Below are 24,968 nucleotides of genomic sequence, written 5' to 3'. Positions count from 1 at the left end.
CAGATGAATGATCGCGTCTCTCCACTTCATCTTTCGGCCTCGGGCATGCGGGCGCAAACCGAGCGCCTGCGCCGCACGGCCGAGAATATCGCCAATGTCGATACCCCCGGCTATCGCCGCAAGCTGGTCAGTTTCGAGGAAGCAACGCGGCTTGGCCGTCCAACCGGCGAGGTTCAGGTATCGCCGACCCGGCTTGACCCGGCCGAACTGCCGCGCATCCACGATCCCTCGCATCCGATGGCGGATGAGCAGGGTTATTACCTTGGCTCGAACGTGGATCTGGTAATCGAGATCGCCGATTCTCGTGAGGCCGGACGCAGCTACGAAGCCAATCTGAAGATGTTCGAGCAGACCCGCCAGATGGGCGCGGCCGTGCTTGATCTTCTGCGCCGCTAGAAAGGGGCCAACATGATTTCCAGCACCACTGCCGCGGACGCCTATAATGCGGCCCGCACCTCTGTTCAGCCGGGTGCAGGCGCCATCGAACGGGTCTCGAACGCGGCCGAGGATTTTGCCCGGCAGATGTCGCAGGTGGACAATGCCGCAACCGGCGCGATGAACGGACAGGTCGAGACGCAGCAACTGGTCCAGACCATCACCGAGGCGCAGCTCGCCATGGAGACGGTCGTGGCGATCCGCGACAAGGTCGTGGAAGCCTATCAGGAAATCCTGCGGATGCCGGTCTGAGGACGCGCGATGAACGAAACCGTTCTCTTCGACATGCTGCGTCAGGCGCTGCTGGTCTCGGTCCGGATGTCGGCGCCGTTGCTTGTGGTGGCGCTGATCGCAGGAGTGGTCATCGGCCTGTTTCAGGCGCTGACCTCGATTCAGGAAATGACGCTGACCTTCGTGCCAAAGGTCGGGCTGATGCTGGCCGTCTTCTGGGTCACGATGAGCTTCATGACGACCACCCTGTCCGATTTTTATGTCGGGCAGGTCATTCCCCTGATCGCCGGAAGCTAGGCCATGGATAACGCAATCTATGCGACGCTGACCCGTCAGGCCGGTCTGATGAAGGAAATGCGCGTCGTCGCCAACAACATCGCCAACGCCAACACCACCGGTTTTCGTCGCGAAGGCGTCATCTTTGCCGAGCATCTGTCAGCGCTGGACGGTCGTGGTGACACACTGTCGATGGCCGATGCGCGCGGTCGGCTGCTTGATCTGAAGCAGGGCGTGCTGAACCAGACCAACGGCACCTATGACATGGCGATCGAGGGCGAAGGGTTCTTCCTGTTAGAGACGCCAGAGGGAAACCGGCTTAGCCGTGCAGGCGCGTTCATGCCTTCGGCGGAGGGAGAGTTGATGAACGCGAACGGCCATCGCCTGCTGGACGAGGGGCTTTCGCCGATCATCGTTCCGGCTGGCGCAAGCCATGTCGCGATTGGTGCCGACGGCACCTTGTCGGCCAACGGCATCGCCTTTGCCAAGGTCGGTGTCTTCACCGCCCCTGAAGATGCACAGATGACCCATCAGGGCGGCACCGAATTTACACTGACCGCCGATCCCGAACCGCTTGAAGATGCCCGCATTCGTCAAGGTTTTCTCGAAGATTCCAACGTCGATCCCGTCTTCGAGATCACCCGCATGATCGAGGTGCAGCGCGCCTACGAACTCGGCCAGTCCTTCCTTGACCGCGAAGATCAGCGCATTCGCGCCGCGATCACCGCCATGACCCGCTGAAAGGAGCCAGTATGAGAGCGCTTCAGATCGCCGCAACCGGAATGAGCGCGCAGCAGATGCGCGTCGAGGTTATCTCGAACAACCTCGCCAATATGTCCACCACCGGCTACAACGCCCGCCGCGCGGAATTTGCCGACCTGCATTACCAGCAGGCTACACGGCCCGGCACGGTGACCGCCTCGGACGGAACCGTCATCCCTGCCGGCGTGCAGCTTGGCCTTGGCGTCCGCCCCGCCGCAGTCAGCATCAATCTACAGCAGGGATCGCTTAGCCAGACCGGCGGCGATCTGGACCTTGCCATCGAAGGCAATGGCTATCTTGAGGTGACGCTGCCCTCAGGGATTTCGGCCTATACCCGCGATGGCGGGCTGAAACGTTCGCCCGATGGGTTGATCGTGACCTCGGACGGTTATCCGGTCGTGCCGGGTGTGACCATACCGGATGACGCCCGCTCAATCTCGATCAATGCGGGGGGTGAGGTTTATGCCTACTTCTCGGATCAGGTAGAGCCTGAAATGCTGGGACAGATCACCCTGGCCAGTTTCAGCAACGAAAAGGGGCTCGAGGCGATGGGCTCTAACCTGTTTCTGGAAAGCTCGGCTTCCGGGGTGCCACAGGTTTTTGCGCCGGGTCAGGAAGGGCTTGGCACGCTGCGGCAAGGCTATCTCGAAGAAAGCTCGGTCGATGCAGTGCGTGAGATTACCGAACTGATCAAGGCGCAGCGCGGATACGAGTTGAACGCCAAGGTCATCACCGCCGCAGACCAGATGCTGGCGGCAACGACGCAGGTGCGGTGATGCGCTGGCTGGCCGTTTTCATGCTGATGCTGGCTGCGCCGTCGCAGGCCAGCGTGCTTGCCGCCGCCCGGACCCTTCCCGCTGGCACCATCATCGCCGCCGCCGATCTGCGCGCAGTGGACAGCAATCGCCCCGGCATCACCGATCCGTCGCAGGCCATCGGTCTGCAAACCCGCATCACCATCTATGAAGGTCGCCCGATCCAGTCGAACCTGCTGCAGCCACCCCGGCTGGTGCAGCGTAACCAGATCGTGCGGCTGACCTTTGCCCGTGGCGCGCTGCGCATCGTGACCAGTGCACGCAGCCTGTCGGACGGTGCGTCGGGCGAGGTGATCCGGGTCATGAACCTTGATTCCCGCAGCAGCGTCGATGCCGTCGTGCAGGACGACGGCTCGCTGCTGGCCTTGAATTAGCGCGTCACTCGCAAGGATATCCGATGAAATCTTCCCATTTCCTGTGCCTCGCCTTGGCACTGACCGCTTGCGGCCGCGTCGATCATCTTGGCCGTCCGCCGGAACTGACCTCACCCCGCCAGACGCCGGAATTCGTTGCGATGACCAATCCGCCGCTGGAAATCCCGGTCGATTCCGGTCGCCCCGAGGCTGCGGCGTCGCTTTGGGCTGGCACGACCTCGTCCCTGATCAGCGATCGCCGCGCGGCCAGCCGGGGGGATATCCTGACGGTCGTCATCCAGATCGATGACAGGGCCGAGATCAGCAACAGTTCAGGCCGTTCGCGCGCGGCGGGTGAGGATCTGTCGATCCCCGATATGGTCGGCATCCCGCAACGGCTGGCCAATCGGCTACCCGAAGGCGCGAGCTTCGACAATCTGGCCGATGCGTCCTCGTCCTCAACCTACAAAGGCAGCGGAAACATTTCTCGCCGCGACAAACTGACCCTGCGGGTGGCCGCGACGGTGATCGACACCCTGCCAAATGGCAGCCTACAGATCGAAGGCACGCAAGAGGTTCGCGTGAACTATGAGCTGCGCGAACTGACGGTCAGCGGCTTTGTTCGCCCCGCCGACATCGATCGCGACAACGAGATCGCCTATGATCGCATCGCCGGAGCACGGATTTCCTATGGCGGACGCGGGCAGATCACCGATGTGCAGCAGCCCCGCTACGGCCAGCAGGTTGCCGATATCCTGCTGCCTTACTGAGGTCAGAAGATGCGGAAAATCCTGACCCTGATCGTTCCCTTGATCGCACTTGCCGCTGGTCTTGCAGCCGGGGACATGCTTCGACCGAACACCGCCGCAGACGAAGCCGCCGCGCAAGATCCTGGCGCGGACCCCGACGCTCGCAACCATCTGGGCGAGGTTTATGCGGACGCCTGGTTCACCTTTCCGAACCAGTTCTTCGTGCCGATGATGCGGAATGGCGATCTGAACGCGATGATGGTCCTGACCCTGACGCTGGAAACCAATGACAGGTCGTTGCAAGCCATGGGCCAACAGGAACACCGTCTGCGCGATGCCTTGCTCCGACAGTTGATCATGCACGCCAATGCCGGCGGCTTCGACGGCAACTTCACCACCGAAGCCAGCCTTGCCATCCTTCGCCGGAAATTGCTTGAGACCGCCCGGGATGCGACCGACCTGCCCGTGAACGCCATTCTGATCGAGGATATTGCCCGGCAGTCGGGTTAGGGCGGATTGCATGATTCCGAAGCCGCTGGCAGAAGGTGCGGGACATGCAAACGCAACCCGACCACAACACACCAGCCTTGCCTGATCAGGACCTGCCGCAGACAGTCGTGATCCTGCTCGCCACCTATCGCGGTGAAGACTATATCGACACGCAACTGGACAGCATCGCCGCGCAAAGCCATCCGCATTGGCGACTGATTGTCTCTGACGACAGCCCGGATGATCTGACACGTGAGAAAGTGCGGCACTTCTCGGCGGGCAGACCCGCGGGTCAGGTTCAGCTTATCGATGGCCCCCGAAAGGGTGCGACGCAGAATTTCCTGCATCTGCTGCAGCAGGCACCCGAGGGGCAAATGCTTGCATTCTGCGATCAGGATGACCGCTGGCTTCCCGAAAAACTGGCCCATGCGGTGAAGGCGTTGTCGTCGCATCCCGGCCCGGCACATTACGCGGCGCGGACCATTGTCGCCGATGAAAACCTGAACCCTATCACGGAAACGCGGCATTTCCGCAGACCGCTGACCTTCAGAAACGCGCTGGTGCAGGCCTGCATGGCGGGGAACACTTCTGTCTTCAACGCTCCGGCTGCCTCAATCCTGAAACAGGGGACTGGTTCCGCGCGCGATGCAGGTGTGATCTCACATGACTGGTGGGCCTATCAACTGACATCCGGTGCGGGCGCGACAATGATCCACGATGCGACGCCCGCGCTGCTTTACCGGCAGCATCCACAAAGTGAGATGGGGCGAAACGATACCGCCGGTGCGATGGCGCGTCGGGTCGGTATGCTTTTCGCAGGTGACTACGGTGATTGGCTTGCTGCGAATACCCGCGCGCTGTTGGATAGCCAACATCTGCTTACATCAGAGAATGCCGCTACCCTTCAAGGCTTCGCCGACGCATTGCGCCAGCGCGGCCCCGGTTCCGCAGCGAGTCTTTGGCGACTTGGCCTCTATCGTCAGACCAAAATCGGCACTGCGGCTCTATTCGCCGCAGCGGGATTCGGTCGACTGCTGCGCAATCAACCTTAGTCACGATCCCGCAACAGGCCCGCCAGATACTTCCCGTAAGAGTTTTTCGAATAATAGGCCGCCTGCTCGCGCAATGCATCAGCAGTGATCCAGCCCGCCTCGAACGCAATTTCCTCGGGGCAACCCGTCTGCAGGCCCTGCCGATTCTCAAGCGTTCGGACGAAATTCCCGGCATCCAGCAAGCTGGCATGAGTTCCGGTATCCAGCCATGCAAAACCGCGGCCCATCTTCTCGACCGTCAGTGTCCCATCCGTCAGATAGGATTCCAGAAGCGTCGTTATCTCCAACTCTCCGCGCTCCGACGGCTTCACCTCTGCGGCGCGGCGCGGTGCGGTGCCATCGAGAAAATACAGCCCTGTCACAGCAAAGTTCGAAGGCGGGTTGGCGGGCTTTTCGATGATCGATCGCGCCCGACCGCTTTCGTCAAAATCCACCACGCCATAACGCTCGGGGTCCGACACGCGATAGCCGAAAACGGTGCCGCCGGTTGTCACGGAATCGGCAGCCTGCAACAGCACCGGCAAGCCATGACCGAAGAAAATATTGTCGCCCAGCACCATCGCTGATGGCGCACCGGCCAGAAAATCCTCTGCCAGCAGGTAAGCCTGCGCCAGCCCGTCCGGCGAAGGCTGGATGATCCATTCGAAGCGAAGGCCCCATTTTTCGCCCGTCCCCAACAGACGCTGAAACTGCGCCTGATCTTCCGGAGTGGTAATGATGGCGATTTCGCGAATTCCCGCCAGCATCAGAACGCTGATCGGATAGTAAATCATCGGTTTGTCATAGAGCGGCAGAAGCTGCTTCGACACGCCCATGGTGATTGGGTAAAGTCGCGTCCCCGAACCACCGGCCAGAACAATACCTTTGCGCTGCATCACTTAACCATCCGTAAATCGTTTAATACTTGATCCAAACCAAGACGCCAGTCCGGCCGCTCGATGCCAAAATCACGCTTTATCAAATCACAATCCAGTCGGGAATTGGCAGGCCGTCGCGCCGGCGTTGGATATTCCGAAGTTCCGATATCGCGCACGTGACAGCGCAACCCGGCCCTTCCGAAAACCTCGCGCGCAAAATCCGCCCAACTCACATCCGGAGCGCCCGCGAAGTGATAGATCCCACGCCTGTTGCTGTCTCGCACTATCGCCTCGCTCATCCTCAGAAGCGCATCGGCAATCGCGGCTGCGGGCGTGGGACCACCGATCTGGTCGGCGACAACACTGATCTCATCCCGCTCGGACCCAAGCCTCAGCATCGTCTTGACGAAATTCGCGCCATGGGCAGAGAACACCCAAGAGGTGCGCAGGATCGCCCATTGGCCGCCTGCTTTCGCAATCGCCAGTTCGCCCGCCAGCTTTGTCCGGCCATAGGCCCCCAAAGGTCCCGTCGGGGCATCTTCATCACGAGCGCTGTCACCTGTCCCATCGAAGACATAATCCGTGGAAATATGCAGCATCGGCACGCCAAGCTCTGCCGCTGCATTCGCAATCGCTGCGGGCGCCGCTGCATTGACCAAGCTCGCCGTTTCCTCATCCGTCTCAGCTCGGTCGACAGCGGTATAGGCTGCAGCATTGATAATAGCGGTCGGGCGACGCTCTCGAACGACATCTGCGGCGGCAATAGGATTGGTCAAGTCCGCTTCATCGCGTCCCAGAAAATGTGCATCGGGCGCTTGCTTCATCAGCTCTCGGGCGACCTGCCCGGTTCGTCCGAAGACAAGGAGCCCCGTCATCCCGACACGCCCAAGCGTTCTCCGACCCCGTTTCGCTGCAAAAGCGGTTCCCACCAATCGCAATTGGCCAGATACCATTCGACCGTCCGGCGCAGACCTTCATCAACCGTCACCGAAGGGCGCCAGCCGAGTTCGTTACGAATGCGGGCTGGATCGATCGCGTATCGCCGGTCATGTCCGGGGCGATCGGTGACAAAAGTGATCAGGCGGTCGTGTGGCGCGCCTTGGGGATGCATCTGGTCCATATGGGCGCAAATCGCGCGCACCAGATCGATATTCCGCGCCTCGTTCTCACCGCCGATATTGTAGCTGCGACCCGGACGACCTTTCTCTAGCACCAGCAGCAGCGCATCCGCATGATCTTCGACAAAGAGCCAGTCGCGTACATTTCCGCCGTCACCGTAAACAGGGATTTGCTCGCCCGCCAAGGCACGCAAGATGGCGACCGGAACAAGTTTTTCCGGGAAATGATATGGCCCGTAATTGTTCGAGCAGTTGGTTACCAGAGTCGGCAACCCGTATGTCTCTTGCCACGCGCGCACAAGATGGTCCGACCCGGCTTTGCTGGCAGAGTACGGGCTCCGGGGATCGTAAGGCGTAGTTTCGCTGAATTGCCCCGTATCACCCAGGCTACCAAACACCTCATCGGTCGAGATATGATGGAAGCGGAAATGTTCGGGTTTTCCAGCGGCCTGCCAGTAAGCACGCGCCGCCTCGAGTAAATCGAGTGTTCCCAGAACGTTGGTTTCTATAAAGGCCGCCGGTCCGTCGATCGAGCGATCGACATGACTTTCTGCTGCAAGATGCATGACGGCATCCGGCAAATGTTCGTCAAACACACGGTCCAGCGCTGTGCGATCCCGAATATCCGCCTGAACGAAGTGATAGCGAGGATCACCTGCAACGGACGCGACATTTGCAAGGTTTGCCGCATAGGTTAAAGCGTCAAGATTAATCACCGTGTGTCCACGCGCAATCGCCAAGCGAACCACGGCAGAGCCAATAAAACCTGCGCCACCCGTCACCAAAATCTTCACACTACAACTCCATACTGAAACGGTGAGGTCCAATCCGCAAACGCGGTCGCGGCACGATCTTTGTCTGACAAGATCGGATCATCAACACCCCATTCAATGCCCAGGCTGCCCCATCGGACGGCGCCGTCGCTGGCGCGATCGTAATGCGCCGTGCATTTATAGATGATTTCTGTATCTGGTTCATGCGTCACGAAACCGTGCAGAAAGCCGGGCGGCACCCATAACTGCCGACCATTCTCGTAGGACAGCTCGACTCCAATCCAATCGCCATAGGTTTTACTACCGGCCCGGACATCGACCGCCACATCATAGAGGCTGCCCCTGCCACAGCGCACAAGTTTGCCCTGCGCGAATGGCGGCGACTGATAGTGGAGGCCGCGCAAAGTCCCCGCCTGATGCGACATGGAGTGGTTGTCCTGCACGAATTCAGGCAGGCGGACACCGGCTTCCTCCAACGTTCGTCGGTTCCAGCTTTCAGAAAAGAAGCCGCGGTCATCGCCGAACCTTGGAGGGCTGAGCAGAAGGACACCTTCGAGTTTCAGGGCTTCGATATGCATTCAGAACGCCATGACAAGATTACTTCGCTAGGCCTTTACGCGATATGGAAAGGGCTGTCACGCATTGACGATTGACATCATTCATCGCCAGAGGCTGGCCGCCTGGCCGCGCTCGTTGCGAACTGCATCGCTTCCTGAATATTATTGACGCGACGGGCCTTTTTCACTCGCTACTCAATGACAAGATCTGCGTGCAGCGCACCAGCGGCGTGAACGGACTTTAAGATGTCGATCATCTCGCGGGGGCGGACGCCCAATGCGTTCAGCCCTTCTACCAAATCGCTCAATGATGTCTCTCCGGCGACTTCGGCGAATCCGATTCCAGGTTCCTGAGTTACCTCTGCTGTCGTGCGAGGAATCGTCACGGTTTCTCCCGCAGCAAACGGATTTGGCTGTGAGACCGTCGGCTCTTCGCTTACTCGCAACGTCAGCGACCCCTGCGAAACGGCAACACGGGAAATTCGGACCTGTTCACCCATGACGATGGTGCCGGATCTATGGTCTATCACCACTTTCGCGCGATCTTGGGGCTCAACCAAAAGATTCTCGATACGCCCAAGAACCCGCGCGGGATTCACCTCGCCAAGCAATTGGTGATCAACGATGATCGTTCCGCTATCCTGTGCCGTCGCAATCCGACGGTCAAAGTCCTGATTGATCGCATCTTCGATCAACGCTGCCGTGGTAAAGTCTGCATTCCTCAGGGCTATCCTGATCGTCTGGATCTGCGTAAAGTCGAAATCCACCTCACGCTCGACCCGCGCACCGACCGGTATTTTGCCTGACGTCGGAACCCCCTCCACGATTCTGGCAGCGTCCCCGGACACCGCGACGCCTCCTGCAAGGATCGAGCCCTGCGCGACCGCATAGATATTCCCATCCGCGGCCTTCAGCGGAGTCATAACCAACGTTCCACCAAGCAGACTTTTGGCATCGCCGATCGTTGATACGCTGACATCGATCCGGCTGCCCGAGCGCGCGAAAGGTGGAAGCGCGGCCGTGACGACAACCGCCGCGACGTTTTTTGAGCGTAACGCTTCATCGGTCACGTTAACGCCCAGCCGTTCCAGAAGGCCGGCCAGCATCTCTTCCGTAAAAGGTGCGTTGCGAAGCCCATCGCCGGTACCGTCCAGGCCTACGACAAGACCATAGCCTACAAGATCATTTCCCCTCACGCCGTCGAAGTCGGCGAGGTCCTTCACTCTCACCGGGACCGCCACCGCCGATAAAGGCAGCACTAACGCCATTAAGCACAGACAAAGCCATCTCATCGCAAATAGTCCACCAGACGAAGCTTCGACAGTCTCGCCGTCACCGCATAAAGGGACTGAAGATGCGTCTCGGCCTCACTGATCGCGGTGGCCGTCGCGTACGGATCTGCTTGCCGTATTTCATTGCGCGCCAGTTCCAGCGTCGCAATGGCAGCACTCCCGTCCGATTCCGTGCGCGAGATCAGTGCTTGCCTGAAGCCAAGTTGACCAATCGCTGAGGTCAGTTTGATGGCATTCTGCGTCATCAACTTCCCAGCCCGGTGCAGCAGGTCGCGTTGTTCAGAAACATCAACGATCAGTTGCCCACGATCCACTAGTGATGCCATCGCCAGACCCTTCATCTGATCGCGCAACTCTGGCGAGGCGGCAGTCAAATTCAGTTCCAGAACGATGTCTTCACCTATCGGAAGGCTCTGCCCCTGCCCCACTGAACCTCGATAGACGAGGTCCATGAACCCGCCACCTCCTATAGGCCTATCAAACCAGTCGGCGACGGCCGTTGCGGTTTGTGCTGCACTGGTCATTCCCGAAGTCAGCTGTTCAAGGTGGTCCAGCAGCTCTGACGCCGTCGTCAACGGCGGCTGATCGCTGTTAACCCCTGCGAAAAAGTACTTTCCCCCGATAGCAATGTTCAGTCGCGACATCACTGTATCCAGTGTGACCGACGCCTGTTGGGCATGAAACGACACCAAATCGTTCGACGCTGTCAGCGGTTGCGAACTTAAGGTGACTGCTAGCTCATCGGTCGATGTTCTGACATCTTCCATCGTCCGCATCATGGCATCGGTCTGGAATCTGATTTCTGCAGCGTTCCTTCGAAACTGACCCAACACCGCAAGACGCGAAGTGATATCGGTGATTTCTTGCGTATTCCCACGCAATCGCCCCGCCAGATCTGCGCTTTCACCCGTTGAGAGCTCTTTGCTCAGCACCGCCAATGTCGCCTTGATCCGACCGGACGCAGCTTGCAGGGCGAAGGCACGCGCCTGATCGCCAATTGAGTTGACGTTCATCTTCACAGCCTCAGCAATTGTTGCATCATGTCGTCGATTGCCTGAATCATCCGAGCATTGGCGGCATAAGCCTGCTCATATTGCAGAAGACGCTGCATCTCGGCGTCACTGTCGACGCCATCGGCCGCAAGCCGGGATGAAAACGCTTCCGCCTGGGCGCTGAACCCAGCAAGTTCTCTTTCTACATTTACGCGTCTGGTCGCTACCCGCGACTCTAACTGTGCGAAACGCCCAGACAATGTCGCCACTCCATCGAAGACGAGCGGATTTGGGCTAGCGAGTGCGGATCCAATGGCATTTGAGAGCGAGGTCAACAGCGTCGTGTCACCAATCGCACCCGGGCTGGCCGAACCCAAGCCGGATCTGATGCGCCATAGCTCTCCATTCGCGTCTGGCGCGATCGAGTCATTGATAGCAAGTCTGCCGGCAAGCCCTTTGATCGCCGTATCGCTTGCGAGGAGACCGGCATCCGTAAAAATTCCGGGCATCCCCGGGACCAGACTTGGATCAACCGATGGATCGGCGAACCTTTCGTGCAACTCGAATGCGATAACGTCTAGTTCTGCCTGCAACTGCGGACCGAGCTCGTCGCGAATGGTAAAATGGGCAGCCAACGTGCCGCCAGAGAAAAACTGCATCTGCCGAGGGGTAAGCTCTACCCCGTTCATGTTCAGGCGAGAAAGCGACCCCGACATGACATCAGCCTGAGCAGTCACCGAGCCAGACATCGCGAATGCGAGCTCTGCCGGACGGCTTCCATCCAGCAATGCCGCGCCATCCTTTGTGAAAAGCGCTATCGCGCCCCCCGGCCGATCCACTTGTTGCAGCGGAACGATACGGGTGATCAGATCGACCACTCTTTGACGTTCATCAATGAGCGCAGAGGGGTCCGAGCCTTCCGCACCGACAAGGCTGATCCGCTGATTCAAGCTTGCGATATTTTCCAAGCCAGCATTCAGCGATGCAATATCAGCCGCAATAGCCTGATCCGCAATCGTCCGGCTTTTCTGAACCTCTGCAGAAGCATTGTTCAGACTTTTCGACAGTGCGACGGCCGCGAGGGCAACCTGTGAAAGACGCAATTCGTCTTCAGGGCGGGCGGAAGCGCTTATCAGTGCGGTTTGAAAATCGGTGAGCGTAGCGCCCAGACTACCAGCTTCACCGGCAATCCCCAGTGTCGCCTGCATCCTGTTGGTGAAATCGGCGAGTGTAGCGGCATTGGCTTTAGCCGCTTCCGACAGGCGCGATTCTGCAAGGATTCCTGCGTTCACCATCCTCGTGACATCGATGATGCGAACACCGCCGCTGCCGCCACCGAGTGACTGTGACGCCAAGCTTACTTCGCGTCGGGCATATCCCGGCGTCATTGCGTTTGCGATATTGGCGGCGACGGTTTCCGTGCCGCGTGAAACGGCCTTCAGACCCGAAAGCGCGTTCGACATCGCCTGTGCCATACTCATTCCCGATATCCTTTCACGATGCCAAGCCGTCCATCATCGCTTGATATTCGTCGTTTCCTGCAGCATCTCATCGACTGTCTGGATGATCTTCGCGTTCGACGAATAGGCCCGCTGCGTCTGGATCAGATGGGTCAGTTCCTGTGCGACATCCGTGGTGGATGCTTCCCTTGCGAATCCCTGGATCGATCCTGTGGGGCCGTCGCCCGCATTCCAGAGAAAGAAGCTTCCCGAGGTCGTGGAAATCTGGAACGCTTGCCCGTCCATGGAGATCAGTCCGTTCTCGTTCGGAACGTCCACCAAGGGTATTTGATAGAGGGTTTTGACAAAGCCGGTATCGTAGGTCGCTTTCAGAAAGCCATCCTCATCAACCTCAACGCCAGACAACTGTCCAACCGGAGAGCCATTCTTGGTGATGTTGGTGGGAGAGAAACTGGCAGACAACTGCCGCAGACCCTTGGTTCCTTGCGGTGTGCCGATGAACAGATCCAGACTTCCGCCTGCGACGTTCAGTGGCAAAATGCCTGTCGCGGAATCATAGGCCCCACCTGTTATCGCAGCGACGGTGGCGATGCTGCCGCCATATGCAGCACTGTCATCGAAGGTGATCGTGTAGGAGCCAACAAGATTGCTGGACGGGTCCGATGCAGAGTCCCGGATCTCAAGCGTCCATCGGTTCGACATGCCGGTCGGGTCGCTGACATCTGGAAGGAAGCTAAGATTCAAAGCTTCCGAGGTGCCAAGGTTGCCGAAATATTCGACCTTCAACGGCAACGCATCGCCACCACCTGTCGGAAGCGTGTCTGTCGCTGGCAAATTGATCCCCAGACTTACCATCGTCGTTGGATCACCCGCACTCTGGTTCGATGCGATCTGAACCGGCTGAAGCGAGGCCATTGAATCGCGTGACATCAGCGGGACGGTCCCATCTGCCAGCGCTGGCCAGCCCATCAGAACCAGACCGGATTCCGTTCGTAGCACACCGTTCTGATCGGGCCGAAACGATCCGGTCCGGGTCATCATGAAAGGCAATTCCTCGAATCCGTTGTCCAGATCAGTCGCCGAGGTCACAGGAAGCATCCCCCGGCCAGAGATCGCGATATCCAGCGGGTGGGTGGTGGTCACCAACGCCCCGTCCTCGTCAATGATCCTGCTGGTTGATGCCCTAACACCCCCCGCCGAATATATCCCTGCGGTCCGGTTCTGGTTCAGAACAAAGGAATCAAACTCCGTCTCAACCCGCTTGTAACCATAGGTGCCAGAGTTCGCGATGTTGTCCGAAATGGTGGCCAATCGTGTCGAGTTCGCGGCAAGCCCCGCAACCCCGGCATTCATGGCGGAAGAGATTGACATGAAAAGCCCCCTTCGCTTGCCTTGGTCGTCACTATCTCCGCGCCAGATTAAGATTCGCCTAATCGGCGCGCGGATTGGCTGTTATCTCAGTAAAATCACTTCGATCCGGTTATTGGCTGGGTCCATGGGGTTTGCCGAGCGCTGCTTTCGATCGGCATATCCGCTCACGCGCTGAATCCGCTGAGGGTTCATTTCAGCCTGCTCCAGAAGGTTGCGAACCGCGTGCGCGCGGGCGTCCGACAGCGCCCAGACCGGCGATGCGACCATCATTTCCGGGTATCCCCTCACATGGCCCGCGATGGCGATATCATTACGCACATGCCGCAGGGCATCTGCCAGAACACGGCTCAAATCCACCAGCGCAGGTTGCGGTTGACCTGTATCTTCCACGAAAAGCGGATCATCGGTCAGATCAGTCAGTTCGATGACCAACCCCTCGTCGGTCATGCGCGTCACCACATGCTTCAACATATTGGTCAACTGCATCGATTCGGCACCAGAGCCGGTCAACTGATCCTGAACCTGACGTGCCACACGTTCGAAATCTGCCGCCTTTGCATTGTCCGGTATGTCGAAAATCGCATGCCGCACACCGAACTCGGTCCCGTTCCCCGCCGCGCCGGGGCTTCGCGTCACAGTCGGGTTGAAGTAATCCGCCAGCCCTTCCCGCTGCTTCTCGGTGGTGGCATTCAGCAGCCACATCAGCAGGAAAAAGGCCATCATCGCGGTCACGAAGTCCGCATAGGCAACCTTCCACGCCCCGCCATGATGCGCTTCCTGAACGGCACTTACCGACCTTTTGATGATGATCGGCGAGCCCGCCGATCCCTTTTGCGCAGCCATCTGCCCCTCGCATTGAATATGGCGAGGAATGTCGGCCCGCTTGCCCTCTGAAAGCAAGTTAACGCATCAAATCTTCACTACTTCCCGAAAAACCGGGCAGCGATATGTCCTGCTTTGGTCTTTGAAATATCCCACGGGGGTCCGGGGGTGTGAAACCCCCGGTTCCGCTCTACCCTTAAGCGACCGGGATCACACGTCCCAGCCACTTATCTGCTTGGAATCCATAAACTCTTCCAGCCCCATGACGCCACCCTCGCGTGCGCGACCGGACATCTTCACGCCGCCGAATGCCGAGCCTGCTCCGCGCGACTCGCCATTCATCTCGACCATTCCCGACTGCACCTGCCGCGCGACACGGTTACGTTTGCTGCCGTCCTGCGACTGAATGTAGTTCGTCAGACCATAGGGCGTGTCATTGGCAATCGCGATCGCCTCTTCCTCGTCGTCGAAGGGGATGATCGACAGCACCGGCCCGAAAATCTCTTGCTGGGCCACGATCATGTCGTTCGAGACATCGGCGAATACCGTCGGACGGACGAAATAGCCCCGGTTGACACCTTCCGGCAAACCCGGTCCGCCGGCGACCAGACGAGCACCTTCGTCGATACCCTTCTGGATCAGATCCTGTATCTTCTCCCATTGCTGCTTGCTGACCACCGGCCCGATATGACGCCCGGATTGATGCGCCGTGGCCACCGGCGTTTCTGCCGCGACCTTTGCAGCCGTCTCGACCGCACGATCATAGACCGACCGCTCGACCAGCATGCGCGTTGGTGCATTGCAGGATTGGCCGCTATTGTAAAAACAATGCCTCGCCCCGCGGACCACGGCCTTCTCGTCAGCATCCGCGAAGACGATATTCGCCCCCTTGCCGCCAAGTTCCAACACCACCTTCTTCAGGCTGTCAGCGGCGGCCTTGCTGATCGCAATCCCGGCGCGGGTCGAGCCGGTGAAGCTGATCATCGCCACATCGGGATGCGTGGACAGTTGCGTCCCCACGCCCGCGCCGTCGCCGTTCACCAGATTGAAAACCCCTTTCGGCAGCCCGGCCTCATCCACCATTTCGGCGAAAACCATCGACGACAGAGGCGCGATCTCGGACGGTTTCAGCACGCAGGTATCCCCTGCCAGAAGCGCCGGGATCACCTTCAGCGTCACCTGGTTCATCGGCCAGTTCCACGGCGTGATAAGCCCCACGACGCCAACCGGCTCCCATGCGACCATGCTGGTCGGGGCGTGATCGCCCAGCGGACGGATGAACTGGAAATCCTTGAAAGCGGTGATGAAGTTCTGGATGTGATAGGCGCCCGCGCCGACCTGATCGGCCAGCGACATATCCTCCGGCGCACCCATTTCATGCGTGATCGCGGAAGCCATGTCCTTCGCACGACGCTGATAAATCTCAAGGATCTTCTCGACATAGGCCAGACGCTCGGACGGGCTGGTCCGCGACCATGCCGGGAAGGCAGCCTTGGCCGCAGCCACGGCAGCATCCGTATCTACCTGATCGCCCAGCGAAATCACCGCCACCGGCTCTTCGGTCGAGGGGTCGATGACCTCCAGATCATTCTTGCGCGACGGCGCGACCCATTGCCCGTTGATATAGAATTTGCGCTTGTCCAGCAGCTCGCTCATCGCATCCTCCTGTCTTCTGCTTCGCGTCAGGGTGATCTGCCGACCGGGCGGGTGCAACCCATAATCGGCATCACAAATCACGACTATATTTGTCGTCAAACAGCACTGGTATTTTCCCGGCATCGGCATATGGTGTCCGCGACTCGACAACGGAAAGGACTATTCGCATGTCGCTGCGCATCAATGACATCGCCCCCGATTTCACCGCCAACTCGACCGAGGGCGAGATCCATTTCCACGACTGGCTGGGTGACAGTTACGCCATTGTCTTCAGCCATCCCCGCGATTTCACCCCTGTCTGCACGACCGAGTTCGGCGCCGTCGCGCAACTGGTGCCAGAGTTCGAAAAGCGGAACACCAAGGTTCTGGGCGTCTCGGTCGACTCGGTCGAGGATCACGGCAAATGGAAGGCCGATATCGAGAAGATCGCAGGCGCACCGGCGAATTTCGCCATGATCGACGACCGCGATCTGGTGGTGGCAAAGGCCTATGACATGCTGCCCGCCGAATATTACCTGCCGACCGAGGGTCGCACACCGGCGCATTCGGCCACCGTCCGCACCGTGTTCATCATCGGCCCGGACAAGAAAGTCCGGCTGACGATGACCTATCCGATGTCGATCGGCCGCAACTTCGCCGAGATCGTCCGCGCGCTGGATGCGGTGATCAAGACCGACGGCGTGCCCATCGCCACCCCGGCCAACTGGGTGCCCGGTCAGGACGTGATCGTTGCACTGGCGCTGGACAATGAAGCAGCCGAGGCGAAATACGGCCCGCTGGATATCAAGCTGCCCTATCTGCGTTTCGCGAAAGACCCGGCATAATCACCGCGGATCAGGCAACCGGCACTGTCGGTTGCCTGATCGGTCTTTACGCCAGCTACCGGCAAGGCCGGTCGCACCTATGCGGGATCGGCAATGACCTGCGCCTCGACCAGCCTTTCGACCAACCATTCCTGAAACAACCTCACCCCACGCGGCAGGTTGCGGCGCTGGACGAACAGGAATGTCAGCGGTTCGGGCGGCGGCGCATGCTCGGGCAGCAGCGCGACCAACAAGCCCGCCGCGATCAAATCCTGCACGTCATAGGCGGGCAGTTGAACGATCCCAAGCCCCGCTACCGCCGCCGCGATATAGGCTTCGGCGTTGTCGACCATGATCGAGCTGGGCAAAGTCACCTCTGACAAGTTCTCCCGGACCAGAAACGTCAGATCAGAGGACGTGGCAGGAAATCGCGGCGCGTAGCTGACCAGCCTGTGCCCGGCCAGATCGTCAGGCACCTTGGGCGTGCCGAACCGGGCGAGATAGTCCGGGCTGGCGCAGGTGGCGAAGGGCAGATCACCCAGCTTCCGCCCGATCAGGCCGGAATCGTCCAACGAGCCGACACGCAACGCACAATCGACCGCATTCGCGACCAGATCGGTGAAACGGTCATGCGCGCTCAACTCGACCGACAACCCCGGATGCGCGGCAAGAAAGCCCGGCAGCGCGGGCACGACGATCTTGCGGGCGATGCGGCTGGGCATGTCGATGCGCAGCCTGCCGACGATCCCGTCCTCGGGTTGCAGGAACATCGACTCGGCTGAAAGCACCGCTTCGATGATCTCGCGCGCAACCGGCAGGAACTCGATCCCGTCGCGGGTCGGGACCATCTGACGGGTAGTGCGATGCAGCAATTGGCACTGCAACCGATCTTCAAGCGCCTGCAGCTCGGTCGAGACGGTCGAACGTGGCAGCCTCAGCGCCTCGGCGGCGCGCGACAGATTGCCGCTTTCCACGACCTGCACGAATATCTGCATCTGGCGAAAGCGATCCATGCCCGATTGTTCGGATTTTCCGACAGCAGCTGTCAAGGGAGGCCGGGTTGCCGCTGACGCCTCATGCTCCAATTCTTGACCAGTCCGGCCCGCAAGCGGGAACGGCACATTCGTCTATGAGGAGAGATTTCATGTCGAGAAATGGTATTGAGGGTAAAGTCGTCCTGATTGCAGGTGGCGCGAAAAACCTTGGCGGGCTTCTGGCGCGCGAATATGCGAAGGCCGGGGCAAAGGCCGTCGCGATCCATTACAACAGCGACGCCGCCAAGGCTGAGGCCGAGGAAACCGTCGCCGCCGTCAAGGCCGCTGGCGCCGAAGCCGCCGCCTTTCAGGCCGATCTGACCAGCGCCGGGGCGATGGAGAAACTGTTCAGCGACGTGGTGGCCGCCGTCGGACGACCTGACATTGCGGTCAACACGGTGGGCATGGTCATCAAAAAGCCGATCCTTGAGGTCAGCGAGGCTGAATTCGATCAGTCCAGCGCCGTGAACATCAAATCCGCCTTCTTCTTCCTCAAGGAAGCAGGCAAGAACGTGAACGACAACGGCAAGGTCGTGACCGTCGTCACCTCGCTTCTGGGGGCCTTTACCCCGTTCTATGCCGCCTATGAGGGCCTGAAAGCGCCGGTCGAGCACTTCACCCGCGCCGCCTCGAAAGAGTTCGGCGAACGCGGGATCTCGGTGACCGCAATCGGGCCGGGTCCGATGGATACGCCCTTCTTCTACCCTGCCGAGGGCGAGGATGCGGTCGCCTATCACAAAACCGCGGCTGCCTTGTCGAACTTTTCGAAAACCGGGCTGACCGATATCGAGGATATCGCGCCGTGGATTCTGTTCCTGACCTCGGAAGGCTGGTGGATGACCGGCCAGACGATTCTGGTCAATGGCGGCTACACCACCAAGTAAAACGCCGGGCCGGCGGGCAATCCGCCGGCCTGTCCCGCTTCACGCGGGATGACATCGAACCATCAGCGTCAGGAGCATGAGATGCTGGAAACAATCACCGATCCGAATGTCCGCGCAGCGCTGACCGCCTGGCAGAACAATGACAAGCCCAGCTGGCTTTCGTGCTTCTCCGACGCGCCCGACCTTTATGATGACGGCAATCGCCGCGATTTCGCCGAATTTACCAATGCAATCGGGACCGAGCGTTTCGTCAGCATCGACCGGATCGAGGATGATGGCCGCACCGTCATCGGCCAGTTCCATTCCGACCAATGGGGCGATTTTCGCACCTATTTCACCTTCACGCCCGGACCCGACGGACGCTTCACCCGGCTGGATATCGGGCAGGCGGCGGGCTGACCCGGTCGTCTTTGGGCTTGCCTAACCCGGCCAGCCGTAATGCGCCAACAGCGCGGCGACCGCCTGATCATTGCCGGTTCCGTGCAGGTTTTCGGAACGCAGGCTTTGGGCCTGACTGCCCTCCCATTCCAGAATCCGCGCGCGGCCTCCGATCTTTTGCGCCTCGACCCCATTCAGGCGGTGCATCCAGTATAGCCAGACATCGTCCGAACGCGGCGCGAGCGAGGTAAACAGATCGTCGCGCGTCACATCGGCATGGAACACGCCGGGCGTATAGATCACCCCCGACACGCCGGTCAGAAAGATCAGGCCAGAGCGTTCAGGCGCGTCAATGTTATGCGCCCATTCGCCATAGGGCGCTGGCTGCCCCGCAGCGTTCAGCGCCACGCGATGCGCCCGGTGGCATGCAACCGCTGCACCCGAGGCCGCCGCATCGACCAATCCCGCCAGCCACTCTGCCGGATAATAGACATCATCGTCGGCGGTCACGATATAGGCTGACGGGTGCGCCAGCAGCGTCGGCACGATCTTCTTGTAGGATCGCCAGTTCGGGCAGGTGGCAATCTCAAGCCCGTCCAATGCCCGGACGTCCTCCGGCAAGCGGGTCTCATCGCCCTCATCCAGCCACAGGATCACCCTATCTGGCCGCACCGTCTGGCCCAGCAAGCCGCGCAAGGTCAGCGCCAGCGTGCCGAACCGCGCGGAATAGCTGGTCAGCGAAACGATCAGCGGGCCGGGAAGAGAATGAGCCCTGCCCTGATTGAGCGGACGGGCGGCAAGGTCGCTGATCGCGCGGGCAAGACGGCGGCGATGTTTGAACTGCCGGAACAGATCGCCGATCACGGTGCTTCCCACGCGCGGCGCAGCCAGTCGATATTGCCGATACGGCGATACCATTTATGCCCACGCCCGGCGAAAACGTCCTCCATCTTCGGAGCGCCTGCGAACAACACGATCTTCGCCCCTTCCGGCATGCTTGGATCGCGGAAGTAGCTGGCAAAATTGCGCGGCACGCAATCATTCTTGAAGCTGACGCACCAGCCCTTCGGCCAGTAATTCAGGTTGCCATGCTTTTCCAACTGCGCGGATTGAAACTGCTGGCTGATCTCATAATTCGCGGTGGCCGCCGCAGGATCGGCCAGATAGGCGTCGAGGATATAGGCGTGTTGCCCGATCTCGAACCGGAAGACGCTGGAATTGCCGACGCTGTGCAGGAAGCGGTCGCGGTCCGGGTTGATCTTGCGCAAGGGCTTCGGGCGGAACAGGTCATCGTCGCGGATGATATGAAACGCGCCGGGCAGATCAAAGAATGGCGCAAGATCGTCCACGACGACCAGATCGATGTCCAGAAACAGCGCGGTGCCGGTCAGCCCGGCCAGATCGCGCCGAAAGATCCCCAGCTTGCGCCAACGGGTGTCGCCATGCCCCTTGGGCAGACCCAGCTCCGGCAGCGGCTGCGCCTCAATCTGCGGGTCCAGCCCGGTCGCATCGTCGGTGAAACACACGAACCGATGCGGCCGCGCCAGATGGCGGCGCACCTGCGCAGCCAGTCGGTTCACATCATCGGCACTGTAAAGCGTGCCCCATTTCATGGTCAGGATATTCAGAATGTCATCGACCATTACATTGTCCATCTTTCGGGCAAAGGTTAGCCTGCACGTCAGCTAGCTTAGTTGCAACCTGCCCGACAAGGGCGTCAGGTATATTTATGACTGCCACAATCATCACGCTTTCGACGATCCCCCCACGCTTCAATCTTCTGCAACCGACGCTTGAAAGCCTACTTGCTCAACGACTTCCGGCAGCAAATATCAGACTTTATATCCCGGAAACCTATCGACGCTTCCCCGATTGGGACGGTCGTTTGCCCGATGTTCCCGAAGGTATCAGCATCCATCGCTGCGCCGCCGATCTTGGTCCGGCGACAAAGGTTCTGCCTGCAGCACGCGATTTGCGCGACGCGGATGTGGATCTGCTGTTCTGCGATGACGACAAACTTTACGATCCCGACTGGCACGCACGGCTAAAGCGTGAAAGCGCCCGCCATCCGGGCTGCGTTATCGTCGAAGCGGGCGAAAACCTTCCCGATATTGCAGATAGCGCCCGTGCAGCAGACCGCTTGCCCCGCGCCCGCAGGTGGGATCGCAAACCGCTATTCTATCGGTTGAAGCGTATCCTGTCCCTCTGCACCTATAAATCACCGATGTATGCCAGCAGCGGCTATGTCGATCTTCTGTCGGGTCATGGCGGTGTGTTGCTGCGTCCCGATTGGCTGGACGACGCCGCCTGGGACATTCCCGAGATCATCTGGACGGTGGACGATCCATGGCTGTCGGGCCAGTTCGAGCGTCGGGGGATACCGATCTGGCTGGTTGCCGAACGCCCCCGGATGAGGGGCGCGGCCTGCGGGTCTGTCGATGCGCTGCACGATCTGGTCGAGGCGGACCATAACAGGGTCATGGCCGATCTGGCCGCAATCGACTGGCTACGTCGCACTTACGGGATCTGGCAACCCGCCGGGCAGCCCACACCGCCTGCCGACTGGATGACCGAGACCATGCGAGAGCTGGCCAAACGCAGCACCTGATAGCAAAAGGCCCCGCACCGGGCGGGGCCTTTCATATCTTCTCAGAACGCGATCACTCAGCCGATTCTTCGGCTTTTTCGGTGATCTCTTCGCCGGTCTCCTGATCGACCATCTTCATGCCAAGGCGAACCTTGCCGCGATCGTCGAAGCCCAGCAGCTTCACTTTCACTTCCTGACCTTCCTTCAGAATTTCCGAAGGATGGCCCAGACGCTTGTTGGCGATCTGCGACACATGGACCAGACCGTCACGCTTGCCGAAGAAGTTCACGAAGGCGCCGAAATCGACCAGCTTCACCACCTTGCCGGTGTAAACCTGACCTTCTTCCGGCTCTGCCACGATCGAATAGATCATGTCGTAAGCCTTCTTGATCGAGTCGGCATTGGCCGAAGCGATCTTGATGGTGCCGTCGTCGCTGATATCGACCTTGGCGCCCGAAACTTCCACGATCTCGCGGATGACCTTGCCGCCCGAACCGATCACTTCGCGGATCTTGTCGGTCGGAATGTTCATCGTCTCGATGCGCGGCGCATGAGCGCTGAACTCGCGGCGGCCTTCGGCCAGCGCCTTGTTCATCTCGCCCAGGATATGCAGACGGCCATCCTTGGCTTGCGCCAGAGCCTTCTCCATGATCTCCGGGGTGATGCCCTGAACCTTGATGTCCATCTGAAGGCTGGTGATGCCCTCTGCGGTCCCGGCCACCTTGAAGTCCATGTCGCCCAGGTGATCCTCGTCACCCAGAATGTCGGTCAGCACGGCCCAGTTGTCTTTGTCCTCAAGGACCAGACCCATGGCCACACCGGCAACCGGCGCTTTCAGCGGAACGCCCGCATCCATCATCGACAGCGAGCCACCGCAGACCGAAGCCATCGAGGACGAACCGTTCGATTCGGTGATCTCGGACACGACGCGGATGGTGTAGGGGAAGTCGGTCGCAGCAGGCAGAACCGCCTGAAGCGCGCGCCATGCCAGCTTGCCGTGACCGATTTCACGACGGCCGGGCGAACCCACGCGGCCAACCTCGCCGACCGAATAGGGCGGGAAGTTGTAATGCAGCAGGAAGTTCGACCGAAAATTGCCGTGCAGCGCGTCGATGATCTGCTCATCGTCGCCGGTGCCCAGCGTGGTCACGACCAGCGCCTGCGTTTCACCACGGGTGAACAGGGCCGAGCCATGCGTGCGCGGCAGGATGCCGACTTCGCTGTCGATGGCACGGACGGTGCGACCGTCGCGACCGTCGATCCGGGCGCCGCCACGGATGATGTCACCGCGCAGGATGCCCGATTCCAGCTTTTTCAGCGCCGAACCCAGGTTCGGATTGGCCAGCTCGTCTTCCGACAGACCCTCGACGATCTTCGCCTTGGCAACGTCGATCGCATCGCGACGCTCGCCCTTGTCGCGCAGCGCATAGGCGGCGCGCATATCGGCCTCACCCAGCTCGGTCACGCGGGCATAAAGCGCGCTGTAATCCGGCGACTGGAAGTCGAAAGGCTCTTTCGCCGCGACTTCGGCCAGATCGATGATCAGGTCGATGACCGGCTGCATCTGCTCGTGGCCGAATTTCACGGCGCCCAGCATTTCTTCCTCGGTCAGCTCATAGGCTTCCGATTCGACCATCATCACGGCGTCTTTGGTGCCCGCGACGACCAGATCCAGACGCTGTTCGGGGTTGTTCCGAAGCTGGTCCATGTCCGACACTTCCGGGTTCAGGACATATTCGCCATCGACGAAGCCGACGCGGGCAGCCCCGATCGGACCCATGAAGGGCACGCCGGAAATGGTCAGCGCAGCCGAAGCCGCGATCATTGCAACGATATCGGGGTCATTGACCAGATCGTGCGACAGCACGGTACACATGACCAGAACTTCGTTCTTGAAGCCCGACGCGAACAGCGGGCGGCAGGGACGGTCGATCAGACGCGCAGTCAGCGTCTCTTTCTCGGTCGGGCGCGCCTCGCGCTTGAAGAAACCGCCGGGGACTTTACCGGCAGCGTAGTATTTTTCCTGATAGTGAACCGTCAGCGGGAAAAAGTCCTGACCCGGCTTCGGCTCCTTCGCGAAGGTCACGTTGGCCATGACGCTGGTTTCGCCCAAAGTGGCGATGACCGAGCCGTCAGCCTGACGGGCAACCTTGCCCGTTTCCAGCGTCAGGGTTTCCTGGCCCCACTGGATGGATTTCTTCACTTCATCAAACATCTGATTTCCTCTGAGAGCGGTCCGGCCCTCCGGCCGCCTCGTGTCATAATGGCGGCCCCATTGCCGCCGCCCCTATCCTTATGCATGTGCCCCGGGGCCGGGCGTCACGTCACAGATTGGGGGGCATTACAGGAAATCAAGATGCTTGGAAAGTGTTTTGCACGACATGCACCGCGCCGCACCCCTAACGCGAACGCCTTGGCTTCCGCCCCGAAACACTGGTGGCGCAACCAAAGAAATGCCGCTTCAGCGTGACCTCCAGCCCGGCATCGCGCAGGGCATCGGCCACGTTCTACAATCGCCTTATGGGCCGACCGAACCGCCCAAGCCGGCAAAGGTAGGCGCCGCATCAGGTAAACGCGTGCTCGCTCGCCAGATCGGCCCGAACCAAAAAATCAGGTCCAGATTGCCGCGTCCGCAAGTTCGATCGAATTGCCCGCCGGATCGCGGATATAGATCGACCGTGCGCCATTCGGCCACTGAAAATCGGCCTCGATCTCGATACCGCTTTCCACCAGATGCGCCCGCCATGCATCCAGCGCCTCAGGCGCGACGGCCAGACAGAAATGGCCGTGCCCGCGCGTGCCATGCGGCGGCACGGGCAGTTGAGCGCCGGGTTTCGGCGGCTCTCGCGTCGCCTTGGCCCGAAACACCAACAGCACCTGCGGGCGTGGGTCGTCGCTGATGCGGAAAAACGCATGGCGGCCCGGCACGTATTGGAAAGCGTTCAGCCCCATCACGTCCTGCCAGAACGCCTTCGCCACTTCGAGATCGTCTGCGTAAAGCGCGCTCTCCAACGTTCCAAGGACAGGAGGGGCGGCTTTTTCGGTCTTACTGCTCATGATCCGCACCCTGCCATGGTCTGCGGCATCAGGCAATCTGTCATGCCGGTGTCATCGACAATTGCTAGATCGAACCGGCGCGCGAATACATGCAGGGGCTTGCCAGATAGCGGACGCGATATATAGTCTGAATGCATCTGGATGGCGCCCCTGACCTGATCACGA

28 protein-coding genes are annotated in these 24,968 nt (G+C 60.0%); 13 read left to right on the top strand and 15 right to left on the bottom strand.

The features are described 5' to 3' along the window. The first annotated feature begins 3 nt into the window (after positions 1 to 3). Genes flgC through JJJ17_RS10640 form a run of 9 tightly spaced genes read left to right on the top strand, consistent with a single transcriptional unit; the run spans position 4 to position 5,162 of the window. On the top strand, positions 4 to 396 hold the full coding sequence (gene flgC, locus JJJ17_RS10680; protein WP_200686201.1) for a flagellar basal body rod protein FlgC: 393 nt from the start codon (positions 4 to 6) through the stop codon (positions 394 to 396). 12 nt (positions 397 to 408) lie between these two features. After that, a complete protein-coding gene (locus JJJ17_RS10675) occupies positions 409 to 687 on the top strand; it encodes a flagellar hook-basal body complex protein FliE (RefSeq protein ID WP_200686199.1) in 279 nt (92 codons plus the stop codon). A gap of 9 nt (positions 688 to 696) precedes the next feature. Beyond that, entirely contained in the window at positions 697 to 963 is a 267-nt protein-coding gene (locus JJJ17_RS10670) for a flagellar biosynthetic protein FliQ (protein ID WP_200686198.1), read from the top strand. A gap of 3 nt (positions 964 to 966) precedes the next feature. Further along, positions 967 to 1,683 (top strand): flagellar hook-basal body complex protein, encoded by a 717-nt coding sequence (locus JJJ17_RS10665; protein WP_200686196.1) that lies wholly within the window; start codon positions 967 to 969, stop codon positions 1,681 to 1,683. An 11-nt stretch (positions 1,684 to 1,694) separates the two neighbouring features. Further along, positions 1,695 to 2,480, top strand: coding sequence for a flagellar basal-body rod protein FlgG (flgG, locus tag JJJ17_RS10660; protein WP_200686194.1), 786 nt, complete (start codon positions 1,695 to 1,697; stop codon positions 2,478 to 2,480). Next, positions 2,480 to 2,893: a flagellar basal body P-ring formation chaperone FlgA gene (gene flgA, locus JJJ17_RS10655; RefSeq protein WP_200686192.1), complete on the top strand. Its 414-nt coding sequence runs from the start codon at positions 2,480 to 2,482 to the stop codon at positions 2,891 to 2,893. The genes flgG and flgA overlap by 1 nt, the downstream gene beginning before the upstream one ends. Positions 2,894 to 2,916: 23 nt before the next feature. Continuing rightward, complete coding sequence (flgH, locus tag JJJ17_RS10650) at positions 2,917 to 3,642, top strand: flagellar basal body L-ring protein FlgH (RefSeq protein ID WP_200686190.1); 726 nt, start codon at positions 2,917 to 2,919, stop codon at positions 3,640 to 3,642. A gap of 9 nt (positions 3,643 to 3,651) precedes the next feature. Continuing rightward, on the top strand, positions 3,652 to 4,131 hold the full coding sequence (locus JJJ17_RS10645; RefSeq protein ID WP_200686188.1) for a hypothetical protein: 480 nt from the start codon (positions 3,652 to 3,654) through the stop codon (positions 4,129 to 4,131). Between the two features lie 44 nt (positions 4,132 to 4,175). Next, positions 4,176 to 5,162: a glycosyltransferase gene (locus JJJ17_RS10640; protein WP_200686186.1), complete on the top strand. Its 987-nt coding sequence runs from the start codon at positions 4,176 to 4,178 to the stop codon at positions 5,160 to 5,162. Here the strand turns inward: JJJ17_RS10640 and rfbA are convergent. The 10 genes from rfbA to JJJ17_RS10590 form a co-directional block, all read right to left on the bottom strand. Continuing rightward, positions 5,159 to 6,037 (bottom strand): glucose-1-phosphate thymidylyltransferase RfbA, encoded by an 879-nt coding sequence (gene rfbA / locus JJJ17_RS10635; protein ID WP_200686757.1) that lies wholly within the window; start codon positions 6,035 to 6,037, stop codon positions 5,159 to 5,161. The genes JJJ17_RS10640 and rfbA overlap by 4 nt on opposite strands. After that, positions 6,037 to 6,894, bottom strand: coding sequence for a dTDP-4-dehydrorhamnose reductase (gene rfbD, locus JJJ17_RS10630; protein ID WP_200686184.1), 858 nt, complete (start codon positions 6,892 to 6,894; stop codon positions 6,037 to 6,039). The genes rfbA and rfbD overlap by 1 nt, the downstream gene beginning before the upstream one ends. Then, positions 6,891 to 7,931 carry a dTDP-glucose 4,6-dehydratase gene (gene rfbB, locus JJJ17_RS10625; RefSeq protein WP_200686182.1) on the bottom strand — a complete coding sequence of 347 codons (1,041 nt, stop codon included), beginning with the start codon at positions 7,929 to 7,931 and terminating at the stop codon, positions 6,891 to 6,893. Before rfbB ends, rfbD begins: the two co-directional genes overlap by 4 nt. Further along, on the bottom strand, positions 7,928 to 8,488 hold the full coding sequence (rfbC, locus tag JJJ17_RS10620) for a dTDP-4-dehydrorhamnose 3,5-epimerase (protein ID WP_200686181.1): 561 nt from the start codon (positions 8,486 to 8,488) through the stop codon (positions 7,928 to 7,930). Before rfbC ends, rfbB begins: the two co-directional genes overlap by 4 nt. A 170-nt stretch (positions 8,489 to 8,658) precedes the next feature. Continuing rightward, positions 8,659 to 9,759 (bottom strand): flagellar basal body P-ring protein FlgI, encoded by a 1,101-nt coding sequence (locus JJJ17_RS10615; protein WP_200686179.1) that lies wholly within the window; start codon positions 9,757 to 9,759, stop codon positions 8,659 to 8,661. Beyond that, the gene (locus JJJ17_RS10610) at positions 9,756 to 10,772 is read right to left on the bottom strand and encodes a flagellin (protein WP_200686177.1); all 1,017 of its coding nucleotides are present in this window, start codon (positions 10,770 to 10,772) and stop codon (positions 9,756 to 9,758) included. The genes JJJ17_RS10615 and JJJ17_RS10610 overlap by 4 nt, the downstream gene beginning before the upstream one ends. A 2-nt stretch (positions 10,773 to 10,774) precedes the next feature. Then, the gene (gene flgK, locus JJJ17_RS10605; RefSeq protein ID WP_200686174.1) at positions 10,775 to 12,232 is read right to left on the bottom strand and encodes a flagellar hook-associated protein FlgK; all 1,458 of its coding nucleotides are present in this window, start codon (positions 12,230 to 12,232) and stop codon (positions 10,775 to 10,777) included. 33 nt (positions 12,233 to 12,265) lie between these two features. Continuing rightward, positions 12,266 to 13,582: a flagellar hook protein FlgE gene (locus tag JJJ17_RS10600; protein WP_200686172.1), complete on the bottom strand. Its 1,317-nt coding sequence runs from the start codon at positions 13,580 to 13,582 to the stop codon at positions 12,266 to 12,268. Between the two features lie 81 nt (positions 13,583 to 13,663). Further along, entirely contained in the window at positions 13,664 to 14,425 is a 762-nt protein-coding gene (locus JJJ17_RS10595; protein WP_200686170.1) for a flagellar motor protein MotB, read from the bottom strand. A gap of 189 nt (positions 14,426 to 14,614) precedes the next feature. Continuing rightward, a complete protein-coding gene (locus tag JJJ17_RS10590; RefSeq protein ID WP_200686755.1) occupies positions 14,615 to 16,051 on the bottom strand; it encodes an aldehyde dehydrogenase family protein in 1,437 nt (478 codons plus the stop codon). Between the two features lie 176 nt (positions 16,052 to 16,227). Between JJJ17_RS10590 and JJJ17_RS10585 the strand changes: the two genes are divergently transcribed. Beyond that, positions 16,228 to 16,884: a peroxiredoxin gene (locus tag JJJ17_RS10585; protein WP_200686168.1), complete on the top strand. Its 657-nt coding sequence runs from the start codon at positions 16,228 to 16,230 to the stop codon at positions 16,882 to 16,884. A gap of 77 nt (positions 16,885 to 16,961) precedes the next feature. Here JJJ17_RS10585 and JJJ17_RS10580 read toward each other — a convergent pair whose 3' ends face one another. Next, positions 16,962 to 17,876 (bottom strand): LysR family transcriptional regulator, encoded by a 915-nt coding sequence (locus JJJ17_RS10580; protein WP_200686167.1) that lies wholly within the window; start codon positions 17,874 to 17,876, stop codon positions 16,962 to 16,964. A 131-nt stretch (positions 17,877 to 18,007) separates the two neighbouring features. Between JJJ17_RS10580 and JJJ17_RS10575 the strand changes: the two genes are divergently transcribed. Further along, positions 18,008 to 18,781 (top strand): SDR family oxidoreductase, encoded by a 774-nt coding sequence (locus tag JJJ17_RS10575; RefSeq protein WP_200686165.1) that lies wholly within the window; start codon positions 18,008 to 18,010, stop codon positions 18,779 to 18,781. Positions 18,782 to 18,862: 81 nt separating this feature from the next. Then, on the top strand, positions 18,863 to 19,180 hold the full coding sequence (locus tag JJJ17_RS10570; protein ID WP_200686163.1) for a hypothetical protein: 318 nt from the start codon (positions 18,863 to 18,865) through the stop codon (positions 19,178 to 19,180). A 21-nt stretch (positions 19,181 to 19,201) separates the two neighbouring features. On the opposite strand, the gene JJJ17_RS10565 is transcribed toward JJJ17_RS10570, so the two are convergent. Then, a complete protein-coding gene (locus JJJ17_RS10565) occupies positions 19,202 to 20,035 on the bottom strand; it encodes a glycosyltransferase family 2 protein (RefSeq protein ID WP_325168801.1) in 834 nt (277 codons plus the stop codon). Beyond that, a complete protein-coding gene (locus tag JJJ17_RS10560; RefSeq protein WP_200686161.1) occupies positions 20,020 to 20,802 on the bottom strand; it encodes a hypothetical protein in 783 nt (260 codons plus the stop codon). The genes JJJ17_RS10565 and JJJ17_RS10560 overlap by 16 nt, the downstream gene beginning before the upstream one ends. 86 nt (positions 20,803 to 20,888) lie before the next feature. On the opposite strand from JJJ17_RS10560, the gene JJJ17_RS10555 reads away from it, so the two are divergent. Next, entirely contained in the window at positions 20,889 to 21,767 is an 879-nt protein-coding gene (locus tag JJJ17_RS10555) for a glycosyltransferase family A protein (RefSeq protein ID WP_234464033.1), read from the top strand. Between the two features lie 52 nt (positions 21,768 to 21,819). Here JJJ17_RS10555 and pnp read toward each other — a convergent pair whose 3' ends face one another. After that, complete coding sequence (pnp, locus tag JJJ17_RS10550; protein ID WP_200686159.1) at positions 21,820 to 23,961, bottom strand: polyribonucleotide nucleotidyltransferase; 2,142 nt, start codon at positions 23,959 to 23,961, stop codon at positions 21,820 to 21,822. 395 nt (positions 23,962 to 24,356) lie between these two features. Then, positions 24,357 to 24,803, bottom strand: a complete 447-nt coding sequence (locus JJJ17_RS10545; RefSeq protein ID WP_200686157.1) for a VOC family protein — start codon at positions 24,801 to 24,803, stop codon at positions 24,357 to 24,359. Between the last annotated feature and the right edge of the window lie 165 nt (positions 24,804 to 24,968).

The organism is Paracoccus caeni, assembly GCF_016629665.1.
Classification (GTDB): domain Bacteria; phylum Pseudomonadota; class Alphaproteobacteria; order Rhodobacterales; family Rhodobacteraceae; genus Paracoccus; species Paracoccus caeni.
The sequence above is the reverse complement of the archived record's forward strand: the minus strand, read 5'-3'. Positions and strand labels throughout refer to the sequence as shown.

Bases quoted from the DNA above. Each gene is read 5' to 3' on its own strand.
- flgC (WP_200686201.1), top strand. From the start codon at position 4: ATGAATGATCGCGTCTCTCCACTTCATCTTTCGGCCTCGGGCATGCGG.
- JJJ17_RS10560 (WP_200686161.1), bottom strand. From the start codon at position 20,802: ATGGTCGATGACATTCTGAATATCCTGACCATGAAATGGGGCACGCTT.
- JJJ17_RS10585 (WP_200686168.1), top strand. From the start codon at position 16,228: ATGTCGCTGCGCATCAATGACATCGCCCCCGATTTCACCGCCAACTCG.
- JJJ17_RS10600 (WP_200686172.1), bottom strand. From the start codon at position 13,582: ATGTCAATCTCTTCCGCCATGAATGCCGGGGTTGCGGGGCTTGCCGCG.
- JJJ17_RS10645 (WP_200686188.1), top strand. From the start codon at position 3,652: ATGCGGAAAATCCTGACCCTGATCGTTCCCTTGATCGCACTTGCCGCT.
- JJJ17_RS10555 (WP_234464033.1), top strand. From the start codon at position 20,889: ATGACTGCCACAATCATCACGCTTTCGACGATCCCCCCACGCTTCAAT.
- JJJ17_RS10615 (WP_200686179.1), bottom strand. From the start codon at position 9,759: ATGAGATGGCTTTGTCTGTGCTTAATGGCGTTAGTGCTGCCTTTATCG.
- JJJ17_RS10640 (WP_200686186.1), top strand. From the start codon at position 4,176: ATGCAAACGCAACCCGACCACAACACACCAGCCTTGCCTGATCAGGAC.
- flgG (WP_200686194.1), top strand. From the start codon at position 1,695: ATGAGAGCGCTTCAGATCGCCGCAACCGGAATGAGCGCGCAGCAGATG.
- JJJ17_RS10595 (WP_200686170.1), bottom strand. From the start codon at position 14,425: ATGGCTGCGCAAAAGGGATCGGCGGGCTCGCCGATCATCATCAAAAGG.
- rfbC (WP_200686181.1), bottom strand. From the start codon at position 8,488: ATGCATATCGAAGCCCTGAAACTCGAAGGTGTCCTTCTGCTCAGCCCT.
- JJJ17_RS10675 (WP_200686199.1), top strand. From the start codon at position 409: ATGATTTCCAGCACCACTGCCGCGGACGCCTATAATGCGGCCCGCACC.
- JJJ17_RS10610 (WP_200686177.1), bottom strand. From the start codon at position 10,772: ATGAACGTCAACTCAATTGGCGATCAGGCGCGTGCCTTCGCCCTGCAA.
- JJJ17_RS10580 (WP_200686167.1), bottom strand. From the start codon at position 17,876: ATGGATCGCTTTCGCCAGATGCAGATATTCGTGCAGGTCGTGGAAAGC.
- JJJ17_RS10670 (WP_200686198.1), top strand. From the start codon at position 697: ATGAACGAAACCGTTCTCTTCGACATGCTGCGTCAGGCGCTGCTGGTC.
- flgH (WP_200686190.1), top strand. From the start codon at position 2,917: ATGAAATCTTCCCATTTCCTGTGCCTCGCCTTGGCACTGACCGCTTGC.
- JJJ17_RS10545 (WP_200686157.1), bottom strand. From the start codon at position 24,803: ATGAGCAGTAAGACCGAAAAAGCCGCCCCTCCTGTCCTTGGAACGTTG.
- JJJ17_RS10575 (WP_200686165.1), top strand. From the start codon at position 18,008: ATGTCGAGAAATGGTATTGAGGGTAAAGTCGTCCTGATTGCAGGTGGC.
- JJJ17_RS10665 (WP_200686196.1), top strand. From the start codon at position 967: ATGGATAACGCAATCTATGCGACGCTGACCCGTCAGGCCGGTCTGATG.
- pnp (WP_200686159.1), bottom strand. From the start codon at position 23,961: ATGTTTGATGAAGTGAAGAAATCCATCCAGTGGGGCCAGGAAACCCTG.
- flgA (WP_200686192.1), top strand. From the start codon at position 2,480: ATGCGCTGGCTGGCCGTTTTCATGCTGATGCTGGCTGCGCCGTCGCAG.
- JJJ17_RS10570 (WP_200686163.1), top strand. From the start codon at position 18,863: ATGCTGGAAACAATCACCGATCCGAATGTCCGCGCAGCGCTGACCGCC.
- rfbA (WP_200686757.1), bottom strand. From the start codon at position 6,037: ATGCAGCGCAAAGGTATTGTTCTGGCCGGTGGTTCGGGGACGCGACTT.
- rfbD (WP_200686184.1), bottom strand. From the start codon at position 6,894: ATGACGGGGCTCCTTGTCTTCGGACGAACCGGGCAGGTCGCCCGAGAG.
- flgK (WP_200686174.1), bottom strand. From the start codon at position 12,232: ATGAGTATGGCACAGGCGATGTCGAACGCGCTTTCGGGTCTGAAGGCC.